Genomic DNA, 26,336 nt, shown 5'->3' with positions numbered 1-26,336 from the left:
TTAGTCAGCCTGTATTGGATTTAATTTTATGGCTTTTAAACGCAGCAAAACATTATAGGTATTGGCTTGTTTCATCTCGCGACGCAGGTTTGTTTCTTCTTGGGCTTTACCAATTTCAGCTGCTGCATTGTATTGCAATGTACGGTAGCTGGTTACGCTTATGTCTTCGCTTTGAGCATCTTGTTGCGCATTGATCACTTTAAACGTGAGTGTTTCGATCAATTCATATTCACTGGCTTTTGCATTGCTGGTAACGGCTAATGTACGTCGATCACTTTGCTCATTCGTAATGATAAGCGAAAACGGTGCATCAATGGAAAGCGTAATTCCATTATTAAGTAGAGATTGGCGCAATAATTTTTGCGTTAGAGGGGTGGCTTTATTGGCTTGTAAATCCAAAATGCGATAGGCCACAGGAACGTCTACTTGTCCGCGCAAATGCCAGCCGCAGGCAGAAACAAGGCAGCTAAGTAAAAGTGCGGTGAAAACATGTTTGAGAACTAATTGATTCATATTTATTGTCGTTCTTTGTTTTGCCTTGTGAAAGTTGTGTCATGTGAGAAGTAAGAGGGTTCTGAATTCATCTTACATCTCTCATTTTATTGATGGGTTACGTCCCTCGTGATACTCGCGGCTAACCCATCCTACTTCCCTTGTAAAGATGTGTTATGTGAGATGAAAGCAAGATTCGAAACCATCTTATATCTAACGTCTCACATTAATTTGCAACAATGTTTACAAGTTTCCCCGGCACGTAAATTTCTTTACGTACGGTTTTGCCATCAATAAATTTTTGCACATTAGCATCCGCTTTTGCCGCGGCAATCGCACTGTCTTTATCGATGTTGGCCGGTACTTCTAACTTGCAGCGTACCTTACCGTTCACCTGTACGACAACGGTAATGCTGTCACGCACAAGGGCCGCTTCATCAACCACAGGCCAAGGCGCATCCAGCACTAAGTCTGTGTTGCCCAGTTCTTGCCATAATACATGGCACATATGTGGTGCAATTGGGGCTAACATTTTCACCATGGCCACTAAACCCTCTTTTAAGATAGCGCGGTTTTGCGCATCATCTTTATTGAGTTTTAGTAAGGTGTTGGTTAATTCCATGACGGCAGCAATGGCGGTGTTAAATGCATTACGACGGGCAATATCGTCACTGACTTTTTGAATGGTTTCGTGAACCTTACGGCGAGCCGCTTTTTGTTCATCGTTTAGGCTGTCTGTATTAATGGCAGCGATGTCGCCACCGTTAATTAATTCAGAGGCTAAGCGCCAAACACGTTGTAGGAATTTTTGCGCACCTTGTACACCAGCGTTTGACCACTCTAAAGATTGCTCTGGGGGCGCAGCGAACATGGTGTATAAGCGCACTACGTCAGCACCGTAAATATCGATGGCTTCTTGTGGGTCCACACCGTTGTTTTTCGACTTAGACATTTTAATCATGCCTTCGTGGTTTAGCTCTTTGCCTTCAAATTTGGCTTTTACTAAACGACCTTTTTCGTCACGCTCGGCTTCTACATCCGTTGGGTTAACCCATTCTTTGCTGCCGTTCTCATTGTTGTAGCTAAAGGCATCGGCTAATACCATGCCTTGACATAATAGACTTTTGAAAGGCTCGTCTCCTTTCACAAGGCCAGTATCACGTAACAATTTGTGGAAGAAGCGTGCATATAGCAAGTGCAAAATAGCGTGCTCGATACCACCGATGTATTGATCCACAGGTAGCCAGTAGTTGGCTTCTTCTGGGTTCACCATGTGCATGTCATCGGTGGGTGAGCAGTAACGGGCGTAATACCAAGAGGATTCCATGAAGGTATCGAAGGTGTCGGTTTCACGGAAAGCTTGCTCGCCACCAAATTCAATGTTCTCAAATTCTGGATTGTTTTTAATTGGGCTGTTGACCCCATCCATAACCACATCGGTTGGCAGAACAATAGGAAGCATGTCTTCCGGTGCAGTGACTTGCTCGCCGTTTTGCTTGTTGATCATCGGCACTGGGGTCCCCCAGTAACGCTGACGGCTCACGCCCCAATCGGTTAATCGATAATTGGTTTTGGTGTTGCCTTTGCCTAATTGCGACAACTTGTAAGCGATGGCTTTAAACGCTTTGGCTGAGGTTAATCCGTCGAATTCACCTGAATTAATCAGCTTACCTTTTTCAGTAAAGGCTTCTTTTGAAATATCAAAATCACTTGGCGCTTCTATAACCTGATTAATCTCAAGGCCGTATTTTTGCGCAAATTCAAAATCACGTTGGTCGTGGGCCGGTACAGCCATGACCGCACCAGTGCCATACCCCATTAAAACAAAGTTAGCCACCCATACAGGGACTTCTTTGCCTGAGATTGGGTGAATGGCGGTGCGACCTGTTGCACAGCCTTTTTTCTCCATGGTGGCGATGTCGGCTTCTGCGGTGCCGCCTAGTTTGCACTCTTCTAAAAAGGCGGTGAGTTCGTCATTACCTTGAGCCGCTTCTATGGCCAGAGGATGGCCTGCGGCTACGGCTAGATAGCTGACACCCATGACGGTATCAGGGCGTGTGGTGTAGATATCTAGGGTGTCATCAGAGCCTTTAAGGCCAAACTGCATTTCAACCCCTTGGCTTTTACCAATCCAGTTACGCTGCATGGCTTTTACTTTTTCTGGCCATTCGTCTAGTTGGTCTAGATCGTTTAGAAGTTCTTCGGCGTAATCGGTGATACGGATAAACCATTGTGGAATTTCTTTACGCTCGATTGGGGTGTCACAGCGCCAGCAGCAATTGTCGATAACTTGCTCGTTTGCTAGTACGGTTTGGTCGTTAGGGCACCAGTTAACCGCAGAGACCTTTTTATAAGCTAAACCCTTTTCCACAAGTTTGGTGAAGAACCATTGCTCCCAACGGTAATACTCAGGCTTACAGGTGGCTAATTCGCGGTCCCAGTCGTAACCAAAACCTAAAGTGTTTAATTGGCCTTTCATGTAGGCGATGTTTTCGTCGGTCCATTTGCCCGGTGCGGTTTTGTTCTTAATAGCGGCATTTTCAGCAGGCAGGCCAAACGCGTCCCAGCCCATTGGCTGCATCACGTTTTTACCCTGCATGCGTTGGTAACGTGAGATCACATCGCCAATGGTGTAGTTACGTACGTGGCCCATATGCAGGCGGCCAGATGGATACGGAAACATTGACAGGCAGTAGAATTTTTCACGGTTGCTGTCTACAACCGCTTTGAAAACTTTGTTTTCAGCCCAAAATTGCTGAACGGAGGATTCGATTTCGCTAGGAATATATTGCTCTTGCATAGGACCGATCTGGTAGATTCGCTGAATAAATAAAGGCCAGTATCATACCCTACACAAGGGCAATAGCACAGGTTTGCTAGCTGAAATATCCACCCTCCTGTCAATAGTCTAATGCTCTTATTATGTCTTTTTTAGAAGTAAAAAAATCTATGGGGTCAGGTCAAATTATGAACAATTGGTAGGGTGGCTTTCTAAATTCCCGTCTATGGTTTAAGTACTCCTTAGACAATAGAGGTCTTTATGAAAACGCTTTCCTTGGTGGCAGTAATGGGGTCCATAGCCCTTTTACCTGCATGTTTTGACTCAAGTAGTTCAGATAGTGATTCGGCTTCGGGAACAGGGTCCGGCGGGGGGACGACGGGGACGACTCCTACCGTCAGTATTTCTGGTACAACAGCTTTACCGGAGCAAATGTCACTGGTGTCAGCACAAGATGAATCGTCTAGTGCCTCTTCTAATTTTGTAGCGTCTCGCTCGATTGATGCTAAGGCGGTATTTGATACATCCACGTTATCAGCGGACAGTGACTATGTGTCAGCCAAACAAAATGTGTACGTTTGGCTTGATGCAGTAGAGCCTATTAGCTTTATTGACAGTTTATTGTGTTTTACCAATCAATCTCAACCGCTGGTAATGGTGGGAGAGGGGGATTATATCAGTTGGAATGACGCCAGCCGTTGCTTTGAAGACAAGGGCGGCCAAGGTGGTGGTGACGATCAAGGGGGTGGTGAGCAGGCTCAGCAGTTTGTCACGATTGTAGGCAACAGCTCTCAAGAATCTTCCAGTGACCCGTTGATCTATCATGGTTGGGTAGAGGATTACGCGGGTCAATCCGGCGAGGGCGGAGGTCCAACTGGCATCAAGATACGTGGTGAAGTTCGTAAAACTCCCACCGAGGCCAACCCATTTGGTGAGTTCACGTTAACCTACGGTTTGCTGCCTAGTATTTCGGCCACTGAGGATGATAACCAAGGTTTTGGTGAGGTAACCTCCTCCGAGTCCACCGATGGTGGCGCCAGTTTTACCTTGTATCAAGAAGATAACCAAAATGAACAAGGTACGGATTACACCTGTATCACCAGTGCGTCTGTGGATTACGACGAAGCTACCGAAACCGGTTTGGCGCGTACAGGCCGAGAGTGTGCGCCTAGTTCGGGTGGTGATGTTGTGGCTGAACGCAGCGGTGCCTTTGCCTTAGCGGTGAATAGTGATCATGTACACATGGCGAAAGCATCTACCTTTGCTGCAATTGATGCTGAAACCTTCGATGATGAAGTTTGTCTCGCACGGGATAGTTTTAACAATGTGGTGTGGAACTATTCCATCTATAACAAAGCCGATGGCAGTGCGGTCGATGTTAACTCTGGCATGCAAATCAAAGTAGACGGTAATGGAGCGGGAGATGGTGCGGACTCGGATGGCTTTGAAAGCTGGGGCCACATCGGCTATTGGGGCTCTTGGCGAGAAGATGGCCAAAGTTTCGCCGACGGTGAAACTGTGCAACAGGCCACGTTTGACGATACGGTCGGTGATAACTTTACGGTAAAAGTAGCGCCGGGGCGTCTGGTGAAAAACACGGTGGAATCGTTGAACCTTTCTACATTAGATGGCGTAACGTTTTCAACGTGGATCTATGAAGGGGATACCTACCTATTAAGTGCCGCTACGGACTTTAACGGGGATGCCGATACCAATGATGGCTTTGAAGTCATGCTTGAGGCAAACAGCACCAATGACGGTTTTGAAGTGACGGGTGTTCGTACCTTTACCGAAAATGGTGAGCAAATCACAGCCGTTAATCCTGCCGTGGCAGTGCCTTTGAACAGCAATATAGTGCTTAACATGTGGTCCCGCCAACTAGGGGGTAATGTGCGCTATCTTGCTGATGCTTCGGCCATTCGTTTCTTTACTCGTAACTTTGTGAATGGTGGCGAGACTGCCACAGGAGAGTTATTTGATGGCACAACGTCAGTGACGCTTAAGTGCTTTGACCGCTGCTTAGATGCGGACTTAGTTGCAGCGGATGTAAGTGGCTCTGCGAACCAAGAAGATGTCTTTGTTAGCAATAGTTACTCTGCCGCTCAGGATTACACCTTTGCGCAAGCTGACTTGACCTTGAAATTATCCAGTGTGGCGGTTGGCTATGCGTCTTCTGTGACCAAATCGGATGTGGAAAGCTCGCAACATTGGAGCTGGGGATTAAATTCTGGACCTATGATTTCCAGTTCGGTTGCTACGGCTGAAACGATCACAACTGCTGGTGATTTATACGCTGCCATAGAGGCAGGGGATGTGGTGGAATTCTACCAATGGGAAACGGGCTTAGAGCCTTGGCAGCAACAAATGGTACTGATTGATGGCAGCAGTGATGTGGTGTCGTTTGATCCTCCTATCACCATTAAATATACCCATGCTACCGCCAATGATCGCAATGGGGATGCAAGCCAAGATGGTAAAGTGTTCTTACTCGAATACGGTGGTAAGGGTCAGTTATGGGGCTTGCCGTTTGAAGAAGGCAGCGAAGGCCGCTGGGGGCCGGTGATTAACCTTAAAGATGGCACTATTTTAGGTGCTTCTGACCAGTACATTATCAAAGCGAATGATGTGGAGCAGCGCATGGCAGTGGTTGATTCAGCTAACTGCTCAAGCCTTCCATTGGATGCGCCGAGTCAAAGTGTCCCAACTGAAATTACTGGGGATGTTTTTGGTATTGGTGCTATGCCTGATATTAGCGATGAGCCGCCTACGGTGGTTGATGGTGAGCTTGTTGAATAATTAGCTATTTTTTGAATTTTTAAGCATCACATATGTGGTGCTTTTTTTTGCCTAAAGGAAAGTAAAAAAAAGGCTATGTGGGATGTCAGGGAGTTTATTCAGTGCCAACGCACTTATTTAAGGCGTAATTACTGATCTAGGTCCGTGTGAATGAGTGTTTTTCAAATTTAGTGATGGTTATGTTGTCTGTGGCTATTGAAATTGGAACGTTTGCTCAGTAATGTGCATGCTTTTTCATAAAAGGTAGGCAGCATGGTCAGGAATTGGTGTTTTTGTCTCATCTTTGGTTTGAGCGCATCTTCATTGTGGGCAGAAGAATTGGCTGATGCAATTCAGCAGCTAGAGCGTGTAAAAGCCAATCAGGTGGATTATTTGATTGCATTGGAAGACGGTAAAGACCGTTCCATGTTGTGTGGCTATTGCCACGGTAAAGATGGTAATAGTGTAAAGCCAGAGATACCAAATCTTGCTGGCCAAAACCCTGAATACTTACTAAAACAGTTCTCTTTGTTTGCTGCTGGCGAGCGTAAAAACTATGTAATGGAGCAGTTATCTAAGTCTATTTCCATTCAAGAAAAAATTGAAATGGCTTTATACTTTTCAGCGCAAAGTGTCATACCTAAATCAGATGCTGGGAACACTGAACATGGTAAATCGGTTTATAATGGTATTTGCGTAACGTGTCATGGTGCGAATGGCTTAGGCGATAAAGAGTTGCCGCGTTTGGCAGGGCAAAATAAAGAATTTGTGATTAAAACCTTAACTGATTTTAAAAGTGGTAAATCTAAACGTGCCAGTTCTCCAATGTTTAATGTGATGAAAAGCATTAAGCAAAGTGATATTGATCACTTGGCCCGTTACATATCTAGTATGTGACTTTGACGGTTGAGCAGGTAGTTATATGGTTATTGAAGGCAGTTCCGATATTATCATCCGTTGTGAATACCTAGCGGATAACGATACACAGCAACTAACGTTTCGTAATGGCTTTGTTTTAGTGTTACAAGCTTTTGTTATGGCACTTTATAAAGATACCCAATCCATTGCCGACCCTTTGGGCAATGGCTTAAAAGCTTTGGTTGATATTCCGCAAAAAGAAGGTTTGCAACTTGAAGCTCAAGGTTTTGTAAGTGAATACAGCGCAGGTTTTGTTGGTTTAATGGATGAAAAAGCCATTTTAATCACTCCAAATGATATTCAGCTTTTTCCATCTAAATTAGATGCCTTACATAATCAAAACGAAATTGTTCGTTTAGCGCTCGCGTAATATTGGATAAGTACAACAAAACAGCCACGCTTTAGTCGTGGCTTTTTTGTTTGTTATGATGGGTGCTGGCTATGACGGGTTGGCCAATATTGTGAAGCGTGTAAGCGAATTAACAATAAACTCAATACGCTTAACACTAACATGGGCCAGCTTCCCCAAATATTAAAGGGGGTATTGCCTTCCATAATCTGTGCTTTAGCTTCAAGAACGCCGTATTCAAATTGTGGTAATTGATTAACCACTTGTCCTTTGTGATCAACTAACGCGGTAATACCTGTGTTGGTGCTGCGTAGTAAATAGCGACCATTCTCTAAAGCACGCATGCGTGCAATATCAAAATGCTGTAGTGGGCCAATACTGTGTCCAAACCACGCGTCATTGCTGATGGTGATTAATATGCCTGCATCTTTTGCATAGCTAGCCACATGATCTGGATAGACGATGTCATAACAAATGTAGGGAGCAATGCCATATTGAAGGGTCTGGCTGCTCACCTGTAATTGAGCTTGATGGGTTTTGCCTGGGCGAAAGTCATTCATGGGGATATTGAAAAAACTCAGTAACCCGTGCCAGCTATCAGGGATCGGCATGAACTCGCCAAAAGGCACTAATTTTTGTTTGTGATATAAGCCACTGGCACTGCCCAGAGCAATAACACTATTGTGATATGCTCCTGGGTAATCTTCTTTAGTACCTTGCTGGTAGGGGATACCGGTAATGATGCTGGTATCGTGCTGTTTTCCTTCATCGTCTAGGTATTCTAAATATTCTTGTACTTGGTGATGCAGCACTGTAATCGCGGTTTCTGGCCACAATATCAAGTTTGCTTCACGATGAGCTTCACTGGCAACCCGATATTTTTCTAAGGTTGGGTATATTTCACTGGGTAGCCATTTTCGATCCTGAGGGATATTTCCCTGTATCGCCACGACATTAATCTCGCCATTTTCAGTGACGCCGGTCCAGCTGATTTGACTAAAGCCAAAGCCTATCAGCCAAGGGCTAATAAGTAGGGCTACGCCAGATTTTAACCGTGTTTTCCATTGCCAATTGAGCAGTAGCCCAGCACTTAATACGATGATGAATCCAATGCTGTAAACCCCAAAAACCGGAGCAAAACCAGCAAGCCAAGTGCTAATGTGGCCATCTCCTAGGTATAACCAAGGAAAGCCCCCCAGCATCCAGCTACGAGACCACTCAAAGAGCAACCAAATTGCGGCAAAGCTTAAAACTGTGAAGCGGTGTTTGCTAAACCATTTTTGAAAACTGAATGCCATCAGGGCAAAAAACCAAGCAAGGCTCGCCACAAATAAGAGGGTCATGGTAAACGCTAACGGCGCAGGTGTATTGGTGAAAACATGAATGCTCACATACACCCAGCTGACACCTGATGCGTAAACACCTAACCCGTACCACCAGCCACGCCATAACGCTTGTTTTGGCGTCAGCTCTTTTAATGATAAGAATAAAGCCGCAATGGATAAAACCTGTAGTGGCCATAAATGATAAGGTGCAAAGCTGAACGGCAGCATAGCCCCACAAAAAAGGGCAAAAAAATGGCCTAGGTAACCAGGCCGTTTTATCCAAGTGGTGGTGAAACCCATATGGTTTATTCTTCTTTTAGTTTGGATTTAGTAACTTGCAGTAAGTGAATCTGACGACTATTTCCGTTGACCACTTTAAATTCATATTGATCAATAAGAATACTTTCGTCGCAATCTGGTAGGCGGCCAAATTTCCCCGTTACAATGCCACCTATGGTATCAAACTCGAAGTCTTCAAACTTGGTATCAAACGCGTCATTAAAATCTTGTATGGAGGTAAGGGCTTTTACCATGAAGGTTTCGTCATCCACTTGCTTGATGAAGCTGTCTTCTTCGTCGAAATCGTGCTCGTCTTCAATGTCGCCAACAATTTGTTCTAATACGTCTTCAATTGTGACAAGTCCGGCGATACCGCCATACTCATCAATGACAATGGCCATATGGTTACGGGTGGCACGGAATTCTTTAAGTAATACATTTAGACGTTTGCTTTCAGGGACAAACGTCACTGGGCGTAGAATTTCTTTGATGCGGAAATAATCGGTGTCTTGCTTTAATACCAAGTTCAGTAAGTCTTTGGCTAATAATATACCCAATACTTCGTCGTCATTTTCCCCAAGTACCGGAAAACGGGAGTGGGCACTTTCGATGACAAGGGGTAGAAATTCTTTGGGTTTTTGATCGGATTTCACACAGACCATTTGTGAGCGAGGAATCATGATCTCGCGTACTTGCATGTCAGCCACTTGAATGGCACCTTCCATGATGGAAAGGGCATCGCTGTCCACTAGCTGGCGCTCTTCGGCTTCACGAAGAATGTGTTTGATCTCATTTCGACTTTTAGGGTCGCCGGAAAATATACGTAGGCTTTCTAACCAGCTAAAAAGAGAGTTTCTCGGTCGGTCTTCGTTCATTATCTTAATCAGTGATGAAATAAGGGTCGGCAATATCTAGCTTGGCTAGTATTTGTCGTTCAAGGTCTTCCATAATCTCGGCTGCTTCGCCCTTTATATGGTCGTAACCTAATAAATGCAAGCAGCCGTGTACCACCATATGGGCAAAATGATCTTGAAAGGTTTTATTTTGCTCGTCAGCTTCGAGTGCTACAACAGGCACACTAATGACTAAATCACCAATTAGATTGCTAATCTCGTCGTGTCCTTGGAGGGCTTCAGGTACTTCAAATGGAAAAGACAGCACATTAGTGGGCTTGTCTTTTCCACGGTATTCGTAATTAAGTTGCTGGCTTTCTTCGTTATCCACAAGGCGGATACTGAGCTCTGCATCTGGTTTTAGCTCGCCAAGGGCTGCTTGAGCCCAAAGGATAAGTTGCTCTGAGTTGGGCAGTTGGATAGCTTCACTGGCAACTTGTACGTCTACATCAATCATTAGACTGGCCTTTGGTTGCATCTTTAGCGGCAGCGACTTTAGCGTCATGGGCATCATAAGCATCGACAATACGTTGAACTAACGGATGGCGTACCACATCTTTGTTGGCAAAGTGGGTAAAGCCGATGCCTTCTACATCTTTAAGGATATTGATGATGTGACCAAGCCCAGAGCGAGTTCCACGAGGCAGATCCACTTGAGTAATGTCCCCAGTGATGACTGCTTTAGAGCCAAAGCCGATACGGGTTAGGAACATTTTCATTTGTTCTGGTGTGGTGTTTTGGCTTTCATCTAAAATCACGTAGGCGTTACTTAGGGTGCGGCCACGCATATAAGCCAGTGGTGCAATTTCAATGACATTACGTTCTTGTAGTTTGATTACCTGCTCGTAACCGAGCATGTCATGTAGGGCATCATATAACGGGCGTAAATATGGGTCGATTTTCTGTGCTAAATCCCCGGGTAGAAAGCCGAGTTTCTCACCAGCTTCAACGGCGGGGCGTACTAATAGTATTTTTTGTACGTCGTCACGTAATAGTGCTTCCACTGCGCAAGCTACGGCAAGGTATGTTTTACCCGTACCGGCTGGGCCAATACCAAAGTTCACATCATGTTTTTGAATGGTGCGTACATACTTTTGTTGATTTGGACCGCGGGGTTTGATCACCAGTTTAGGTGTACGGATGACCACAGGCTTACGGCCGTCGTCATCTTGCTGATCTTTGTGGTAGGCAATGTCGATATCCGCTTCTTGTAGTAACAAGTGGATAAGATCTTTACGAATTTCAGTGCCGTTATGGGTTTCGCGGTAGAGTCGCTGAATGATTTGGCTTGCGTGATCCACACCGTGAGCTTCACCAGCTAGCTTGAATTGATTGCCACGGTTGAATATGCGGATATTAAAATGGGTGGCAATTTGCTTGATGTGGCTGTCCAAGTCGCCGCATAAGTTAGACAGGCGGCGAGAGTCATCAGGCTCTAAGCTAAACTCAGCTTGAGCAGTATGGGGCTTTTCAGCGTTGGCGGTTGTCATTCAGTAATATGATCCTTGTGGCCCTGTAGTGTTGACTAGAATACACCTTCTTCGAGTAAAGCGCGCCCATATAAACTATTGGTATAGGCTTCTTCAATGTGTACTTTTACAAATTTACCTATCAGGCTGTGGTCGTCGCTATGGAAGTAGACCGAGCGGTTATTCTCAGAGCGCCCCATTAACTTGCCTGGGTCTTTGTTCGATACGCTGACCACTAAGATGGTTTCTGTGGTGCCTACCATGCGGCGGCCAATTTGTTGCGCGTTTTGAATGATACGATCTTGCAAAATGGCTAGGCGCTTTTTCTTCACGTCTTCAGGGGTGGTGTCTTCTAGTTCAGACGCTGGTGTACCGGGGCGTTTGCTATAAACAAAGCTGAATGAAGTATCAAAGCCAATTTCATGAATCAGATTCATGGTGTCTTGGAAATCTTCGTCGGTTTCCCCTGGGAAGCCAATAATGAAGTCTGAACTGATGCTGATATCAGGGCGAACTTGCTTGATACGTTTGATCTTATCAATGTACATGTCCACTTCGTGGCCACGTTTCATGGCGGCTAAAATCTTGTTAGAGCCGCTTTGTACCGGCAGGTGTAAGTGGCTTACCAGTTCTGGTACTTCGGCAAAGGCTTGAATCAAGCTGTCGGTGAACTCAAGGGGATTCGACGTGGTAAAGCGAATGCGGTCAATGCCGTCTACTTCCGCCACGTGATGGATCAATTCAGCGAGATCCATGATGCCACCGTCGTCAGTTTGACCTTCGTAACAGTTTACATTTTGCCCTAGTAGGTTGATCTCGCGCACCCCTTGCTCGGCAAGTTGATGTACTTCTTTCATCACGTCGTTAAATGGTCGGCTCACTTCTTCGCCGCGTGTATAAGGTACTACGCAGAATGTACAATATTTACTACAGCCTTCCATGATGGATAAAAAGGCACTGCCGCCGTCTACTTTAGGAGCTGGCAAGTGGTCAAACTTCTCTATTTCAGGGAAGGTTACATCCATTACTGGAATTTTATTACTGGTGGTGGCATCTACAAATTGCGGCAGTTTATGCAGGGTTTGTGGACCAAATATCATGTCCACTTGAGGCGCGCGTTTGCGGATGGCGTCTCCTTCTTGGCTGGCCACGCAGCCACCCACACCTATAATTAGGTTAGGGTTTTTCTTCTTTAGTTTGTTCCAACGGCCAAGCTGGTGGAACACCTTTTCTTGGGCTTTTTCACGAATAGAGCAGGTGTTGAGCAAGATAACATCGGCTTCTTCTTCGTTGTTGGTGATCTCCATAGCATGGGTATCACCTAATAGATCCGCCATACGGGAGCTATCGTATTCATTCATTTGGCAGCCATGGGTTTTAATAAACAACTTTTTCGCCACGGATTTGACCACTCATGCTATGGATTAGGGGCGCGCATTATAAACAAATGTGCAGTTTCTGCCCAGTTTTACCTTGGTTTAGTTGCATCTTTGTAAGTGATTTCTTACATAAATTGTAATTATGTGTGATATTAATCACGGACTAGAATGGTAAAATGGTGCTTTAGATTAGCAGTAGAGGATGAAAGTTTTGAGACGCCTAGTTAAGAAGTCAGGTTCATATGAATTAACAATGGAGAGAAGGGCAATGACTCAGGAAGGATACCGTTTGCGTGGTGACGGCTGCCATCATAATATTGTTTTACGCCTAGAAGCTGAAATTAACAAGCTAGAATCTCAATTAACACGCTTACAAGCTGAAGATGCCCCTCATCGCTTTAGTTTAATGAAAACCTATCGAACCATGATTGAGTCTCGTATGGATCTGCTGAATCAAATGCGTCAGTAGCTCGCCTTCCCATTTATTGACTAAATTAAGAGAGACGCTTTCCTCTTTTTGTTCTGGCCGATTAAACTGGCTGTCTCATCCTTGCTTGATGGATATTATTGTGCAGTGTTATTGAAGAATAGTTTACCCATCGACTATTTAGCACTGAAATTCTATCTCCTTTAGAAACATAAATTTTAAACGAAGATAAAAGTTAATGACTTTGCCTTTTTAGGCGTTTAATTTCTGCTTCCAATAAAACTACTTTACGCTTCCATTTCGCTAGCTCTTTTTGCTGCTTTAAGGCTGAGCTTGTGTATTTGTTTTGCTTTAGAATTTTTTTACCATATTGGCTTAAAATTAAGCTTTGATCAGCTAATGATAGGTTGCGTATATCATCATGCTGCATGGCTTGCGAAATGCTTTGCATTTGATTTTCAAGTGAGATAATCCAGTTTTCTAGTTCACCTTCTTGTTTGTTTTCTAGCTGATTGGCAAGTCGCGATAATGAAAAAAGGCGTTCGGCTGAAAATAAACTATCTTGGCTGTATTGATTGATCTGTGTCTTTTTTCTTGGGTTTTCGCTTATGTAAGCTTCAATTTGTTTGATTTGAGCCAGTGTCTCTTGATAGATAGTTGGCAAATGTTGGGCCGCTTTAAGAGATTCTGCTTGCTTAAGCATGGTGTAGGTTTTACTTAAGTAAGTGTGTTTAATGGTTTTCACTTCAAGTGCTTTCATGGCCTTAATGATGGCTTTTTGATGATTGCGAGCTTCAATTTCTTTACGTTGTTCAACTTGACGAATCAACTCTAATTGTTGCTCGGTAACGACGGCAAATTCGGCAGGAAATAAAGTATCGGTTTTTAATTTCTCTAATACTGCGCGGTGATTTAAACTGCTGGCTAGGTATTCTTTCACCATTTTCTTATTACGTACGCCTGATTCTACGTATTGCATGACCAGCTGAGATTGCAATTGGATGTCTTTGGTTTCTGCATTGTCGGCATACAGTTCTTTGGCTTTATTGTAGCTTTCTTGTGCTTTTTCCATATAAGTTGGCGCGTAAAATGCTAACAATTTCGTATTGGCTTTTTGTATTTTAAGCTTGGCATTTTGTAGTAGAGCTTGTGTAGAGGAGTTGTTTTTTTGTGATAATTGTGTCGCCTTTGAGTTAATAATTTTTTGATCTGGCAAGCTTGAACAGGCACTTAATAAAAGTGTAAATGCTAATAAAAACAAAGGCTTATGTAGTTTTACATGCATGCTTGGTATAACCTTAATGTGCGTAAATTTTATGGATTATAAAAAACGAGGCTAATATACCACTATACTCAGAAGAGAACCTGTTATAGGCTAAAATTAATAAGTATTTGGGAGGTTTTACCTACATCAAAAAAAGCGACAAGAGATACGCCAAAACTTGTTAACGTATTTGGTATGTTTGAAGTGCACTGCGGCAAAAATGATAAATGGAGGCCGACTATGACACAGGCAGTTAAACACCCCCTAAAATGGCGCTTAGCCGATATGGCTGGCACTGGAACTGAGCATGTCAATATCGTCATGCCCGAGTTAGACCCTCAATCCACCCATGAAATATTACTCGCTACTGATATTCCAAGCCCCCACAGCAGTAAAATCGATCTGAGTTGGACGGATGAAGATTTAGATTTATTTCAAGCGTTAGTTGAAAAGGTACTCAGCGATCACGATGAGCCACAACAATTGGATTTGGCTGATCCTGAGATCATCGATATTTTACACATGGTAGCCGCTGCTCGATTTATAGAGCCATTAGATGCTGATGAGGTGCTTGCCGATGACATTGTCACTGTTATGTGTGAGGCCGACATTGGTGAACTAACCGCAATACATACCTTAGATGGCTTCAAAACTTGCATCATTGCAGAGTTGGATAGCATTGAAGCTGTTTGTGTTTTGCTGGAACCTTTAGTGGTCGAGGATAAAAATATCGAGCTGGACGTCTATGACACTTTGGTTGTCAATAAACACAGTTTATTGCCTGCAGAGTTTGGCAATGTTGAGCCAGATGAGGGTACCGCGGTACATTGATGTTTGTGCCACTGCAAGCAGTGGCACAGTTTGATTTTTATCGCTCGATGGCAATACTGACACCCATACCGCCACCTATACACAAGGTAGCGAGGCCCTTTTTAACGTCACGTTTTTGCATTTCGTGAATGAGTGTCACTAATACGCGGCAACCGGATGCCCCTATAGGGTGTCCAAGTGCAATGGCACCGCCGTTGACGTTTACTTTCTCGCTGTCCCAGCCTAACTCTTTACCTACCGATAATGATTGCACGGCAAACGCTTCGTTGGCTTCAATCAAATCAATATCTTCTAATGACCAGCCCGCTTTTTCAAGGCAGCGCTTGCTGGCGCTAACAGGTCCAATTCCCATGATACTTGGGTCTACACCTGCATTGGCATAGCCTTTAATGGTGGCTAAAACAGTTAAACCTAACTCTTGGGCTTTTTCTTTACTGGTTAGCATAATGGCAGCTGCGCCGTCATTTAAAGACGATGCATTGGCCGCGGTGACGGTTCCGTCTTTTTTAAAGGCTGGGCGCATGCCTGCTAGCTTTTCGACAGTGGTGCCAGCTCGTGGGCCCTCGTCGGTATCGACAGTGACATCATCTCCTTTACGCTGAGGAATAACCATAGGAATGATTTCATCTTTAAATTTCCCCGCTTCTTGCGCGGCCACTGCTTTTTGCTGACTGGCTGCGGCAAAGGCATCTTGCTGTTCGCGGCTAATGTCGAATTTCTCGGCAAGGTTTTCAGCTGTGATTCCCATGTGGTAATCGTTAAATGCATCCCAAAGGCCGTCTTTGATCATGGTGTCGACCATGGTAATGGGCCCCATGCGTTGACCGGTGCGAGAATTGGGCATCACGTGTGCCGAGTTGGACATACTTTCTTGGCCGCCGGCGATAATAATATCGGCATCACCACTTTGAATGGCTTGTGCTGCAAGGTGAACGGCTTTAAGGGCTGAACCACAAACCTTGTTGATTGTAAGAGCTGGAGTATGCTGTGAAAGGCCTGCATGAATGGCGCTTTGGCGAGCTGGGTTCTGGCCTTCGCCCGCTGTTAATACGTGACCAAAAATAACTTCGTCCACTTGGTCGGCTGCAACACCTGAGCGCGTAATAATCCCCTTAATAACTTGAGTGCCTAGCTCAACGGCACTTAACGCGGACAAACTACCTTGAAAAGACCCAATGGCGCTACGACCAGCGGCAACAATAACGACTTCTTTCATATACATCTCCACAATGCACTGTGTATTAAATTGGTACGGTAGTGCTTAAAATTTAATCAAGATTGATGAGTTTAGCGCAATTAAGTGGTTTTGAGATCCCTTAATCACGAATGAATTATTCAATAGAATATGCTTTAGGAAATAAACCGTAGGTGGGTATCAGAGTTTTGGATGGTTCAAAGAAATACTTAAGTGATTAAGGTATGCCTAGTTGGGTGTTAATCGAAAAATAATTCAGATGCGTTTCACGATATTTGTGAGTACTCTTTACTGTACAGCTGCCAACAGGGTTTATAATTAGTTACAAAAATACGCTTAAAACAAGTACATGAACAACACTGAATAATGACAATGTTTGTTGTTGCATGTACTCGCGCATCATATATATGCCTTAATGAGAATGATTTAATAGCGCTGAAATATTGTCAGAAAACGGTGCTGTTAGAATGCCTTGCTCACAAATAATCGCATCAATTAATTCATTGGGTGTGACATCAAACGAAGGGTTAATAGCAGGACATTTTTCTGGGGTGATTTCATGCCCTTGAATGTGTGTTACCTCTGACATTGGGCGAGCTTCTATAGGAATATCTTTTCCTTGGTGAATGCTTAAATCAAAAGTCGAACTTGGTGCCACCACCATGAACTTTACACCATGATGCTTTGCTAAAACGGCTAAGTTATAAGTGCCAATTTTATTGGCTACATCGCCATTGGCTGCAATGCGATCCGCACCCACAATTATCCATTTAATATCACCTTGGCGAAGTAATTGCCCTGCAGCCCCCTCTGTAGATAACGTAACAGGGATATTGTCGCGCATAAGCTCCCAAGCGGTGAGGCGCGCCCCTTGTAGCCATGGGCGAGTTTCCCCAGCGTATACCTGATCAATTTTTTGTTGGGTAAATGCAGCTCGAATTACACCTAGAGCTGTGCCGTAACCCCCGGTAGCAAGCGCCCCTGCATTACAGTGGGTATAGACTTGGCTACCCGCTTCAATAAGTTCGGCCCCTAATTGCCCCATAATTTGATTGTTTTTAATGTCGTCTTGATGAATTGCAAGGGCGGTTTCAAATAGTTTTTCGATTTGTTCAGCAACACTTTGCGTATTATGGGTGGATAATACTTCTTGCATTTTTTGCAATGCCCAAAATAAATTAACCGCAGTGGGGCGAGATTTAGCAAGCAGATCAAATGCATGATTTAAGTTTAACTTAGATTGATCTTTCTGTGAGATGGCGGCTAATACAATGCCATATGCCGCTGTGATGCCAATGGCAGGAGCCCCGCGTACCACCATGTCGGTAATGGCTTGGGCAACATCTTCAACGTGAGTGTAATGAAGATAACTTTCTTCGTTTGGAAGCAGTCGTTGATCTAAAAGTATGAGTTGCTCATTAGAAAATTGGACGGCGCGAACGCTGTCCATGTTGGCCATCAATGTCATGCTGTAACGCTCGAATAGAATGTTAGATGACGAAGATTATACCTTGAATTCATTAACGATGGCTTTTAATTGCTCGGCTTGTTCACTGAGTTTCTGAGTTGCATTAGCGGTTGATTGGGCATTTTCCACAGTTTGATCAGAAAAACTATTGATGCGTACAATGTTTTGACTCACTTCTTCGGCCACACTGCTTTGCTCTATCGCTGAGTTAGAAACCAGTTGGTTCATATCGTTGATGGTGCCAATGGAGTTAAGTATTTTTTGTAACGATTCTCCGGTGTTTTTAGACTGACTAACGGCGTCTTCTGCTTGGCTTTTAGATTGCTCCATTACGTCCACTGCTTGAGTGGTGTTTTCTAAAAGTCGTTTAACTATGTCGCCAATTTCAGCGGTACTTTCAGCGGTTCTGCCAGCTAGGGTGCGAACCTCATCTGCCACCACGGCAAAGCCGCGTCCTTGTTCGCCAGCTCTTGCTGCTTCAATGGCGGCATTTAAAGCTAACAGGTTGGTTTGTTCTGCAATGTTGCCAATGTCTTGTGAGGCTGTGGCGATTTGCTCTACTTCGTTGGCTAGGGCTTGTATTACTGATTGCGCATTTTCAATGTTACTGGCCAATACGTTAATGCCTTGAATATTTTGCTGTAACACTTGTTGCGATGAATGGGATTCCGTATTGGCTTGCTCGGTGGCCTCTAAAACTTGGCCTGCATTTGTTGAAACCTCTCCTGAGGTTTGTGCCATTTCAGTGATGGCGGTGGCCACCTGCTGAATTTCCCCTTGTTGGCTCTCGATGCCTTGGCGTGTGTGATCAGCGATTTCTTTCACTTCTTCAGTACTTTGTGTCACGCCCAGTGCTAGATTGGCTAATACTTTGATCATTAGTTGAAGATGCGTGGTGAAGTCATTAAACCGATTCACAAGCGTGCCGATTTCATCTTGTGCTTTGGTTTCTAGGCGCATAGTTAAGTCACCTTTGCCTGTTGCCATGCCTTTTAGTTCTTTGATTATTTTAAATAAATTAGACGTGACGGTATTTGCAATAATATAAGAGCCTATAAATATTATTACAATGATGATTGACGCGATTACCATACCGGTGGTGAGCGATAACTGACTTTCTATTTTTGCATGATCTAAGCGTGCGACAAAATCTTGGTTTGCTTTGTCGCGAAAGGCCACCAAGCCATTGGTGAAAGTGTTGTAGTGCTGAAGCATCTTTTGCGCATTGGTGCGCATGTCTGATAGAGACATGCCTGCATCAAGCATTCCTAGGGTTAGTGACCTAGCTGTAATAATGTAATCATTCAATTGAGTAATTAAGGTGTCGGTAGTGGCTTTGTACTCTGGGGCGAGCACGGATATGTCGGTTAAGCGTGTATTGATGCTTTGTTGGTATGCTATAGCCTCGTCTATGAGATCGGGTTCACTGTCTGAGATGGCAGATTGCATTGAGGATCTAGCGGAAAACAAGTCCACCCAAATGGCTCCGATATTTTCTAGTGTGGGATAGTTGACCACTTGAATACGCTCTAGGCGCTGATCATTGGCTTGTGTAACTTTAAAGTGATAGGTCACATAACAAGCAAAGCCCAAGGCGCTAATAATGGCGATGCTGAATATTTTATATTTAAGGGAGAGCTTGGAGAAAAAAGGCATACGCATCCTTGGCCAAAAAAATAATGTCCATGTATTGGGTTTAGACAACATTGACAAGACAGGCAAGGAAATAGAGGGTAATTGTGAAAATTAGTAAAATTAAACCCACAGTTAGTGGGTTTAATTAGGTTTATGCTACCTGAACAGGTATGGCGTTTGTTGTATGAGAGATCTCATTGCCATCGGCCAAATAAATCAGGCGAGGCTTATAGGTTTTAAGCTCTTCGTCGGAATATCCAGAGTAAGCACAAATAATCACTCGTTGACCTACCTCAGCTAAATGAGCGGCGGCGCCATTCACAGAGATAATGCCACTGCCTTCTTCACCCCGTATCGCATAAGTGGTGAAGCGCTGGCCGTTTTCGATGTTATAAATTTGTACCTGTTCGTTCTCAAAGATACCGGCCATGTCCAACAGGTTGCCATCGATGGCACAAGAGCCTTCGTATTCAAGCACGGCATGGGTTACACGAGCTTGGTGTAACTTGGCTTTAAGCATGGTGGATTGCATAGTAACAACCTTTTAAAACGTGTTTGGCTAATTGAATAAAGCGTGTAAACAACTTTATCCCCGTTTACCCCATTTTAGGTGGGGCGCAGTATGCCCGAAGCGAATTATTGATTCAATAAACGCTTGGGCATATAAAGAATGAGTTTTAGTTCAGATTTACGCGTAAATTATCAATTAAGCGCGCTTTTCCTAAAATGGCAGCTATCAATATGACCAGCTCTGAATCTTTTTCAGTGGCTGGCTTGAGCTCTTTGGCGCTACGAACTTCAATGTAATCGGGCTGAAAACCGTGAGTCTCTAATGTTTGTTTGCCAAGAAGGCACAGCTCAGTAAAATCTTTTTTACCGTCTCTGATTTGCTCGGCAATGTCATTTAAGACCTGATAAATGTGCCCTGCGTTTTCGCGCTCTTCAGAGGTTAAGTAGTTGTTACGAGAGCTCATAGCTAGGCCGTTTTCTTCGCGACACGTAGGTACACCTACCACGTCAAAAGGTAAATTAAGGTCACGAACCATTTTTTGAATAACGGTTAACTGTTGAAAGTCTTTTTCACCAAAGAACGCCGCATCTGGTTGCACCATATGGAAAAGCTTGCTCACTACAGTGGCAACCCCATCAAAATGTCCAGGGCGTGAGTTACCACATAAACCTTCACTGACCACAGGTACGCTTACCGTGGTTTGTGCGTCTTGGCCATCTGGGTACATTTCATCTACAGAGGGGAAAAACAATAAATCGCAATCACGATCACGCAGATGCTCTTGGTCAGCAGCGAGGGTGCGGGGGTAGCGGCCCAAGTCGTCAATGTCGTTAAACTGTAGCGGGTTGATAAAGATGCTAGCAACCACGAAATCACATTCTTCAGAGGCTTGATCCACTAAGATCATATGGCCTTCATGTAGATTACCCATGGTAGGTACGAAGCCAATGCGTTTGCCTTGAGCTCGTGCTGCTCTGATTTCAGCTTGCAGCTGTGCGATGGTTTCAACTGTTTTCATGCTTTAAATCCGTGCTCAGGAGCAGGGAACAAACCTTGTTTTACTTCATGGTTGTACGCTGCAAATGCTTCACTAATGGTGCGGCCTTCTACCATGTAGTTTTTAACAAATTTAGGAATGTGGCCTGGGTTCATGCCCAGCATGTCGTAACACACCAATACTTGAGCATCTGTGTCATTACCAGCGCCTATGCCAATCACTGGAATGGAAACACTTTGGGTTAGGGTTTTTGCTAGTTCACTGGGTACGCATTCAAGTAACAGAATATCAGCACCGGCCGCTTCCATGGCTTGAGCATCGGCAATCATCTGTTTGGCGGCGCTATCTTCACGCCCCTGTACTTTGTAACCACCAAATTTATGCACGTATTGAGGCGTTAATCCTAGATGTGAACAAACCGGGATACCACGTTCGCTCATGGCTTCTACTGTGCCCACTAACCATGCTCCGCCTTCTAGCTTGACCATTTGTGCGCCTGCTTGCATCAGCTCGGCGGCATTGGCAATGGCTTGTTCTGGCGAGGCATAAGACATATAGGGCATATCTGCCATAATCAATGCCCCTTGATTACCCTGCTTTACGGCTGATGTGTGGTAACACATTTGCTCTAAGGTCACAGGTACTGTGCTGTCTTGGCCTTGAACAACCATACCTAATGAGTCGCCAACCAATAACACATCAATGCCTGCGGCACTGGCCAAGTGTGCAAAGGTTGCATCGTAGGCAGTGACTACGGTGAATTTTTCCTTATTACTTTTACACTGGAGTAGGGTGTTTATGGTGGTTTTACTCATATGTACAACTCACTATTAATTTGAGGCGTATAGTCCAGATAAGACAGGACTAAGTCAAATGCCTTTTTTAAGCAGCTTAAGATCAAACTCAAGCTTGTTTAGGTGTTCACCGAGATTAAGGCCGTTATCAAAACACAAATTTGGGACCAAATCAGCCAAAGGGTACAAGACAAAGCTGCGTTGTAACATATGGCTATGAGGAACAGTCAGTCTTGGGGTACGTATTTGTGCTTGTCCGTACATTAACAAGTCTAGGTCCAAGCTGCGCTCCCCCCAGTGCCTCAGACGCACACGGCCATGGACGTTCTCTATGGATTGCAGGCAATCTAATACATCATGGGGGCCAAGCTGTGTTTGAGCATGGGCAACAGCATTAATAAAGTCAGGTTGGTCTTGTGGACCAACGGGTTTGCTTTGATAAATACCGCTTAATTTGGCGTTTTGAAAATGCTTATGGGAAGCAAGGCTCTGGAAGGCTTGCTCCACATGCTGTAATGGCTGGTCTAAGTTGCTACCTAAACCTATGTAAATATCGACCCAAGATTTCATTGAGCTGTTCTACTGGGCTGGGCCGCGACGACGAGGGCGTCGGTCTGAAGATCTAGGTTTACGGCGCTCTCTAGCTTGAGACTTGGCTTGTTCAATCAGATGGGCATTGTCTTTTTGGTATTGTGTCCACCACTTGCCTGCACCGGCTAATTCTTCCCCTGTTTGCTCTCTTAGTAATAAGAAGTCGTAAGCCGCACGAAATTTAGGGTGAGTTAGAATGCTTTCTAAGTGCTTTTTAACACGGCGCTCAAGGCGACGCTGACTGTCCCAGATGTGGCGAATCACCTCGGTGAAGCGTCGAGGGACAGAGGTATGAGCTTGTTGATTACTAAGCACTTGGCTGGTGGCTTGATGATAAGCCGCCGCAGCAGGCATACCTTGAGCTTCTAGTGTTTTTTGTGTTTCCAATACACAAGGCCATAGGAATACCGCATACAAAAACGCAGGGGTTAAGGTTTTGCCTTGGGCAATGCGTTCATCACTATTTACCAGTGCGTTATTGATCATACGTCGGTAAAAGTCGTTTTCATTTAGGCATTGCTGAGTATGAGGGAATAATTGTTCAAACAGTTTGTATTCTTCTAGCAACTTAAACGTATTTTGTGCGTAACCTGCTAAAAACAGTTTGATCACTTCATCAAATAACCGAGCCGCTGGAATATTGGACATGAGCGGCGCTAATTCTTTAATTGGGGCCGCTGTATTTGACGCAATTTTGAAGTTGAGCTTAGCAGCAAAGCGTACTGCACGTAGCATGCGCACAGGGTCTTCGCGGTAGCGGGTTTCAGGGTCGCCAATTAAGCGAATGTTTTTACGTTTTAAATCTTGAATGCCGCCTTCATAAGAGCGTACCGAAAAGTCTTTAATGTCGTAATACAATGCATTTATAGTGAAGTCACGGCGTACCGCGTCTTCATCTATGGTGCCATACACGTTATCACGTAATAACATGCCTGAATCACTGGTTTTTGATTGTTGCTTGCCTTCGGCATTATCGTGATGGCCGCGCAAAGTGGCTACTTCAATGACATCTCGGCCATATACGACATGCACTAAACGAAATCGACGACCAATTAAACGTGAGTTACGAAATAACTTGTTAACTTGTTCGGGGCTGGCGTTAGTGGCGACGTCAAAGTCTTTTGGATGCATGCCCAGTAATAGGTCGCGTACACCGCCACCCACTAGATAGGCTTCATATCCAGCTTTCTTAAGGCGATAAAGTACTTTTACTGCGTTTTCACTAATGTCATCTCGGCTAATGTCATGCTCTTTACGAGGAATGATCTGCACTTGTTCCTGTGAAGGATGCGATGATTTCTTGAGTTTTGAAATAAGACGTTTAAGCATGATCAGGTGAAGACACAAATGAAGGTGTGAAAAATTCAGAGCAAATACTAATAAAATTAAGCCATTAGCTGATTATTAAGGAGTTGGCAGTGTACAGAAGTTAAACATAAACGCAACTAAAGCACGATAATTAGGGGGAGGAGATAAAGAAAGAAAATGTCGAGGGTAGCTGTTTTTATTTTTATTGGGGCTACCCAGATTCGATTCGAGTGAGTTTATTATTTTTATTATTTAGATCGAATTGTGTTTTGAGTATCTGGTGCGCCCTTGTTGTTATTTTAATAATGGGTCACTACACACTCAAAACACGAATTCTATTTGGCCTGTTATTTTAATTATTTTGGCCCGTAACACTGATTGAACTTTTTTATTGTTGTTTGTGTCATATTAAGTGTTACGCACGACTCATCTTTTTTATTTTTATTTGTGATGATGTCGTTATGTGTCTGTAATAAAGCATTTGGTGTGCCAACTTTAAAAAATCCTTTAAAATCAATAAGTTGTAAATTATTTGAATTATTATTAATAAAACCTGTCAGATGTTTGTTACCGAGAGTCACCTTTTACTGACACAGTTTGTGCACTTGGGTAACGCCGGTAACAAATTGGCCTTCACACGCCATATTTGGCCAGATTAGTCTCTAGATAATGCTGGACTGTACAATAAGTGTTCAAAGAAAATAGAGTAAAATCAAAATGTTACTACTTAATGAAGTATATGGACTTATATGGGTCAAAAAATTGAGTAGTCACTGGTTGAACATGGTGTGGGGGTAGGCGTAAATAACGGTTTTGGTGTATTGAGCAAGGAAGAAATCAAGTAAATTGCTTTAAATTCATATCTCTTAGGAGTAATGAACCTAAAGCAATCTACTTCAGATGCCAGTTTTTATTTTTATTGGTGGCAAAGTGGCGATAGCTGATATTTTTATTTTTATTTGACTCAACTGGGCCCCAGTCAGAAACACTTTGTTATTTTTATTTATGTATTTCTGTGACTTACTTTGACTAGAGCATGTGTCGTGCCAGATTTGAAAAACCTTTATATTTCAAAGTGTTATGGTTTTCATTTGGATTTAGGTTCAAAAGTGTCAGATACATTGTTACCAAAGTTGACGCTTTTAAACCTAGTCCTGGGGCGACAGGTAACATTTTGACGTCAGGTAACACTTCTCACTGAATAGGTACTGGAAGACGCGCAATTAAAAAATTTAACTACGCGTTTTTAAGTAGGTAGAGCTATTTTGCTTTTTTACGAGGAATGCCCAATCGCTGACGGCGCTCCCATAAGCTTTTACGGCTAATTCCCAATTTTTGCGCCAGTTCTGTTTCTGTCATTTTATCTTCGTTTTCTAAAACAAAATGCTGGAAATAGTCATCCAAAGATAGTTCTGATGGATTAACTTCGGCTTTGCTGGCTTCCTCTGTGGCAGGCTCAGATTGTAGCGAGGCCATCATTGAGGCTGGAATTTTATCGTCGTGCTGAGCGTCTATGGCCATAGACTCAGCGGTAATAGGTTCGCCATCATTTAAAATCACTGAGCGTTCGACGGCGTTTTCTAGTTCACGCACATTACCCGGCCACGGGTAGCTTTTAATGTCTCTTTCACATTGATTGGAAAACTGAAGCAGTGGCCGGTTCAGTTTTTCACAAGCTCGTTCTAGCAGTTTTTGTGCAAGCTCAATGACATCATCTCCACGTTCGCGTAATGGTGGCAGTTTTAATTCGACCACGTTTAAGCGGTAGTATAAATCTTCACGGAATTCGCCTTTTTTAGCCAATTCCTTTAGGTTCCTATGGGTAGCAGCCACTAGGCGCACGTTAACCTTTTTACTTTGCACGCTACCTACACGGCGTATTTCACTTTCTTGCAGTACCCGTAATAAGCGTGCTTGAGCCTCTAGTGGTAGTTCGCCAATCTCATCTAAAAATAATGTGCCACCATCGGCGGCTTCAACTAAACCTTGGCGCACAGCGGTGGCGCCAGTGAAAGCACCTTTTTCATGGCCGAATAATTCAGATTCAATTAGGGTTTCAGGAATAGCGGCGCAGTTCACGCTAATTAATTGCGCGTCGCCACGGGGGCTTTGGTCATGGATGGCTCGGGCCACCAGTTCTTTACCTGTACCTGACTCTCCCAGAATTAACACAGTGGCATCGGTGGGGCTGACTTTTCCAATTTTTTTAAACAAGTCCTGCATAGGGGGACAGCTGCCAATGATGCCATTGGTTGGGTGTACTTTTTGTATTTCTTGTTTTAAAACTTGGTTTTGTTTTTCTAGGTTTCGCCCTTTTAGGATTCGCTGTACGGCGATGAGCATTTCATCGTGATCAAAGGGTTTTGCAATGTAATCCACCGCCCCCATTTTCATGGCATCTACTGCGCTTTTTAAGCTGGCGTAGCTGGTCATGATTAATACAGGAGTTTTGTCAGCCAGTTCGATTAATTCAGTGCCGTGCCCACCGGGTAGGCGTAGGTCGCTGATGATCAGATCATATTGGTTTAAGTCGAACTCTTTGGCCTCGGTTAAAGTGGGTGCTTCGTCTACACTGTATTCGTTGCGTTCCAGTAGTCGGCGTAAGGCACTGCGAATGACTTTTTCGTCTTCTACTATGAGAATATTGGCCATTGGTA

General features: G+C 44.0%; 22 protein-coding genes. 5 read left to right on the top strand and 17 right to left on the bottom strand.

The window, feature by feature from the left end; all coding sequences use genetic code 11:
* Together ABWV45_RS04975 and leuS are read right to left on the bottom strand one after the other, a co-directional pair.
* Window positions 1-513, bottom strand: a complete 513-nt coding sequence (locus ABWV45_RS04975) for an LPS-assembly lipoprotein LptE (RefSeq protein WP_353349291.1) — start codon at window positions 511-513, stop codon at window positions 1-3.
* Window positions 514-718: 205 nt separating this feature from the next.
* Window positions 719-3,292: a leucine--tRNA ligase gene (leuS, locus tag ABWV45_RS04970; protein ID WP_353349289.1), complete on the bottom strand. Its 2,574-nt coding sequence runs from the start codon at window positions 3,290-3,292 to the stop codon at window positions 719-721.
* Window positions 3,293-3,532: 240 nt separating this feature from the next.
* Here leuS and ABWV45_RS04965 point away from each other — a divergent pair, with 240 nt between their 5' ends.
* The 3 genes from ABWV45_RS04965 (at window position 3,533) to ABWV45_RS04955 (ending at window position 7,334) form a co-directional block, all read left to right on the top strand.
* Entirely contained in the window at window positions 3,533-6,067 is a 2,535-nt protein-coding gene (locus ABWV45_RS04965) for a hypothetical protein (RefSeq protein WP_353349287.1), read from the top strand.
* A gap of 252 nt (window positions 6,068-6,319) precedes the next feature.
* Window positions 6,320-6,943 (top strand): c-type cytochrome, encoded by a 624-nt coding sequence (locus ABWV45_RS04960; protein ID WP_353349285.1) that lies wholly within the window; start codon window positions 6,320-6,322, stop codon window positions 6,941-6,943.
* A 25-nt stretch (window positions 6,944-6,968) separates the two neighbouring features.
* Window positions 6,969-7,334, top strand: coding sequence for a hypothetical protein (locus ABWV45_RS04955; protein ID WP_353349283.1), 366 nt, complete (start codon window positions 6,969-6,971; stop codon window positions 7,332-7,334).
* Between the two features lie 53 nt (window positions 7,335-7,387).
* Here the strand turns inward: ABWV45_RS04955 and lnt are convergent, their stop codons facing one another.
* Genes lnt through miaB form a run of 5 tightly spaced genes read right to left on the bottom strand, consistent with a single transcriptional unit; the run spans window position 7,388 to window position 12,679 of the window.
* Complete coding sequence (gene lnt, locus ABWV45_RS04950) at window positions 7,388-8,938, bottom strand: apolipoprotein N-acyltransferase (protein ID WP_353349281.1); 1,551 nt, start codon at window positions 8,936-8,938, stop codon at window positions 7,388-7,390.
* A 5-nt stretch (window positions 8,939-8,943) separates the two neighbouring features.
* Entirely contained in the window at window positions 8,944-9,792 is an 849-nt protein-coding gene (locus ABWV45_RS04945; protein WP_353349279.1) for a CorC family transporter, read from the bottom strand.
* Window positions 9,793-9,796: 4 nt separating this feature from the next.
* Window positions 9,797-10,267, bottom strand: a complete 471-nt coding sequence (gene ybeY, locus ABWV45_RS04940) for an rRNA maturation RNase YbeY (protein WP_353349277.1) — start codon at window positions 10,265-10,267, stop codon at window positions 9,797-9,799.
* Entirely contained in the window at window positions 10,260-11,300 is a 1,041-nt protein-coding gene (locus ABWV45_RS04935; protein WP_353349275.1) for a PhoH family protein, read from the bottom strand. The genes ybeY and ABWV45_RS04935 overlap by 8 nt, the downstream gene beginning before the upstream one ends.
* Before the next feature lie 35 nt (window positions 11,301-11,335).
* A complete protein-coding gene (gene miaB / locus ABWV45_RS04930; RefSeq protein WP_353349273.1) occupies window positions 11,336-12,679 on the bottom strand; it encodes a tRNA (N6-isopentenyl adenosine(37)-C2)-methylthiotransferase MiaB in 1,344 nt (447 codons plus the stop codon).
* Between the two features lie 247 nt (window positions 12,680-12,926).
* Here miaB and ABWV45_RS04925 point away from each other — a divergent pair, with 247 nt between their 5' ends.
* On the top strand, window positions 12,927-13,127 hold the full coding sequence (locus ABWV45_RS04925; RefSeq protein WP_353349271.1) for a hypothetical protein: 201 nt from the start codon (window positions 12,927-12,929) through the stop codon (window positions 13,125-13,127).
* A 193-nt stretch (window positions 13,128-13,320) separates the two neighbouring features.
* Here ABWV45_RS04925 and ABWV45_RS04920 read toward each other — a convergent pair whose 3' ends face one another.
* Window positions 13,321-14,370, bottom strand: a complete 1,050-nt coding sequence (locus tag ABWV45_RS04920; protein WP_353349269.1) for a hypothetical protein — start codon at window positions 14,368-14,370, stop codon at window positions 13,321-13,323.
* 219 nt (window positions 14,371-14,589) lie between these two features.
* On the opposite strand from ABWV45_RS04920, the gene ABWV45_RS04915 reads away from it, so the two are divergent.
* On the top strand, window positions 14,590-15,180 hold the full coding sequence (locus ABWV45_RS04915) for a hypothetical protein (RefSeq protein WP_353349267.1): 591 nt from the start codon (window positions 14,590-14,592) through the stop codon (window positions 15,178-15,180).
* A gap of 37 nt (window positions 15,181-15,217) precedes the next feature.
* Here ABWV45_RS04915 and ABWV45_RS04910 read toward each other — a convergent pair whose 3' ends face one another.
* The 9 genes from ABWV45_RS04910 to ABWV45_RS04870 form a co-directional block, all read right to left on the bottom strand.
* Window positions 15,218-16,396, bottom strand: a complete 1,179-nt coding sequence (locus tag ABWV45_RS04910; protein WP_353349265.1) for an acetyl-CoA C-acetyltransferase — start codon at window positions 16,394-16,396, stop codon at window positions 15,218-15,220.
* A 391-nt stretch (window positions 16,397-16,787) separates the two neighbouring features.
* The gene (mtnA, locus tag ABWV45_RS04905) at window positions 16,788-17,843 is read right to left on the bottom strand and encodes an S-methyl-5-thioribose-1-phosphate isomerase (RefSeq protein WP_353349263.1); all 1,056 of its coding nucleotides are present in this window, start codon (window positions 17,841-17,843) and stop codon (window positions 16,788-16,790) included.
* A gap of 36 nt (window positions 17,844-17,879) precedes the next feature.
* Window positions 17,880-19,499, bottom strand: a complete 1,620-nt coding sequence (locus tag ABWV45_RS04900) for a methyl-accepting chemotaxis protein (protein WP_353349261.1) — start codon at window positions 19,497-19,499, stop codon at window positions 17,880-17,882.
* A 130-nt stretch (window positions 19,500-19,629) separates the two neighbouring features.
* Window positions 19,630-20,010 (bottom strand): aspartate 1-decarboxylase, encoded by a 381-nt coding sequence (gene panD / locus ABWV45_RS04895; protein ID WP_353349259.1) that lies wholly within the window; start codon window positions 20,008-20,010, stop codon window positions 19,630-19,632.
* Window positions 20,011-20,155: 145 nt separating this feature from the next.
* Window positions 20,156-21,007: a pantoate--beta-alanine ligase gene (gene panC / locus ABWV45_RS04890; protein WP_353349257.1), complete on the bottom strand. Its 852-nt coding sequence runs from the start codon at window positions 21,005-21,007 to the stop codon at window positions 20,156-20,158.
* Complete coding sequence (panB, locus tag ABWV45_RS04885; RefSeq protein WP_353349255.1) at window positions 21,004-21,801, bottom strand: 3-methyl-2-oxobutanoate hydroxymethyltransferase; 798 nt, start codon at window positions 21,799-21,801, stop codon at window positions 21,004-21,006. The genes panC and panB overlap by 4 nt, the downstream gene beginning before the upstream one ends.
* 54 nt (window positions 21,802-21,855) lie before the next feature.
* Window positions 21,856-22,350 (bottom strand): 2-amino-4-hydroxy-6-hydroxymethyldihydropteridine diphosphokinase, encoded by a 495-nt coding sequence (folK, locus tag ABWV45_RS04880; RefSeq protein ID WP_353349253.1) that lies wholly within the window; start codon window positions 22,348-22,350, stop codon window positions 21,856-21,858.
* Window positions 22,351-22,359: 9 nt separating this feature from the next.
* Window positions 22,360-23,643, bottom strand: coding sequence for a polynucleotide adenylyltransferase PcnB (gene pcnB, locus ABWV45_RS04875; protein ID WP_353349251.1), 1,284 nt, complete (start codon window positions 23,641-23,643; stop codon window positions 22,360-22,362).
* 1,296 nt (window positions 23,644-24,939) lie between these two features.
* A complete protein-coding gene (locus ABWV45_RS04870) occupies window positions 24,940-26,331 on the bottom strand; it encodes a sigma-54-dependent transcriptional regulator (RefSeq protein ID WP_353349249.1) in 1,392 nt (463 codons plus the stop codon).
* Window positions 26,332-26,336 lie beyond the last annotated feature (5 nt).

Origin of the sequence: Oceaniserpentilla sp. 4NH20-0058 (genome assembly GCF_040371755.1) — a bacterium.
Classification (GTDB): domain Bacteria; phylum Pseudomonadota; class Gammaproteobacteria; order Pseudomonadales; family Oceanobacteraceae; genus Bermanella.
Note: the sequence above shows the minus strand (reverse complement) of the source record. Positions and strands in the feature narration are given on the sequence as shown.